Source organism: Phyllobacterium sp. P5_D12, assembly GCF_054049495.1.
The window spans coordinates 1-1,525 of record NZ_JBFUMG010000806.1 but is presented as its reverse complement, the minus strand read 5'-3'; the positions used below and the strand labels follow the sequence as shown (position 1 = coordinate 1,525).

Below are 1,525 nucleotides of genomic sequence, written 5' to 3'. Positions count from 1 at the left end.
GTCGCAGAGGCCAGGTTGATTGTTGAGGCATTCTCCAATCGGGCGAACCTTGATAAGGGTGTCACTTCACTGAAGGGCAGGATGGTGGAACGCCTGCACCTCGAAATGGCAAAAAAGCTACTGGAAAAACTCGACATTATCGGCGAAAAATGAAATCGGCGTTGGCTGATCTTGGCGTAGATTAGGGAAAGAACCTCACATGAAATTGTACCGGATTTTAACTGGTCCCGATGATGCAAGCTTCTGTCACAAGGTGACGGCAGCCATAAACAAGGGCTGGCACATTTATGGTTCGCCTACCTATGCGTTCAATTCGGCGACAGGCGCGATGCAATGCGGTCAAGCAGTTGTCAAGGATATCGATCGCGTCGACTACGAACCAGGGATCAAGTTAAGCGATTACTAGAGCAAACACTATTCTACGCTTGCCTCTATCCGCTCCATATCCTCATCCGACAGACCGAAATGATGGCCGATTTCGTGGATGAGAATGTGGGTCACGATGTCGCCAAGTGCTTCTTCATATTCCGCCCAGTAGTCCAGAACGGCACGGCGGTAGATGGTGATCCGGTTGGGCTGCTCGCCAGTTTGCAGGGAAAACCGCTCCCCGATACCCGTCCCTTCAAAAAGGCCGAGCAAATCGAAGGGCGATTCKAGTCCCATATCCTCGATAATCTGATCGTCGGGAAACTCGGATACCTGAATTGTAATGTCGCCGCATAGCGCACGGAACGTTTCAGGTAGATGTGCATAAGCCTCGATCGCCAATGATTCGATCTCGCCCAGCGATGGTGACAGGCGGTTGGTCCAGTCAGCGGTTTGATTACTTCTGGCCATCATGACTCCTGGAGAGCTTTTCTGGCTTCATATAGGGCTTTTGCCCCATAGATGCGAGTGGGCGTTATTACGGTMAGGACCGAGCCGGCCCTGCGACCAACAATCGTTCCATTCGCCGGAAACTCTCGACCAGAACTGCCGAGTCGTTCAAACCATGGGCAAGCATGATTCCACCTTGCCATTCCGCCACCGCATTGCGTGCTATGCCCAAGGCGCTCGAAGGGCGAATACCGGAACGGCCGAGTTCCCTTCCTATGAAACCGATGAGCAAACTGAACGTCTCGGCGGCCCGCCCCGCAGCTTCAGGCGATTCATGTCTGAAGTCCCGAATTCCCAGAGCAATCGGACATCCATGCTCCACCCGACTTTTGAGTGAGTGAGCAAGTTTCTCGATTAGAAGCTTTAAACGTGTACGCGGATTCTGGTCGGCGTCTGTGATTTCCGCCAACATATCTTCAGTCTCGGCCACGAAGATATCGGCAACACCAAGCGCCAGTTCGGCCTTGCTCTTGAAGTAATAGTAGATATTCCCAAGTGGCACGCCAGAATCCGTTGCGATATCAGCGAGACTCGTCGCCGCATAACCCTGTCGCCAGAACAATCCGGCCGCCGTGGCAATTAGAATCTCGCGTTTGTCATTGCGCTTTGTCATATTCGCAAGCAGGTCAGTTGAACAACTGACTAAGAC

At 52.5% G+C, this 1,525-nt stretch carries 3 protein-coding genes; 1 reads left to right on the top strand and 2 read right to left on the bottom strand.

The window, feature by feature from the left end:
• Positions 1–199: 199 nt before the first annotated feature.
• On the top strand, positions 200–406 hold the full coding sequence (locus tag ACXJ5O_RS26615) for a DUF1737 domain-containing protein (protein WP_457302529.1): 207 nt from the start codon (positions 200–202) through the stop codon (positions 404–406).
• Positions 407–414: 8 nt separating this feature from the next.
• Here ACXJ5O_RS26615 and ACXJ5O_RS26610 read toward each other — a convergent pair whose 3' ends face one another.
• Together ACXJ5O_RS26610 and ACXJ5O_RS26605 are read right to left on the bottom strand one after the other, a co-directional pair.
• Complete coding sequence (locus tag ACXJ5O_RS26610) at positions 415–837, bottom strand: metallopeptidase family protein (RefSeq protein WP_224507714.1); 423 nt, start codon at positions 835–837, stop codon at positions 415–417.
• 67 nt (positions 838–904) lie between these two features.
• Positions 905–1,525 (bottom strand): TetR/AcrR family transcriptional regulator (locus ACXJ5O_RS26605; RefSeq protein WP_457302528.1); only part of this gene is annotated, 621 nt, incomplete at its 5' end.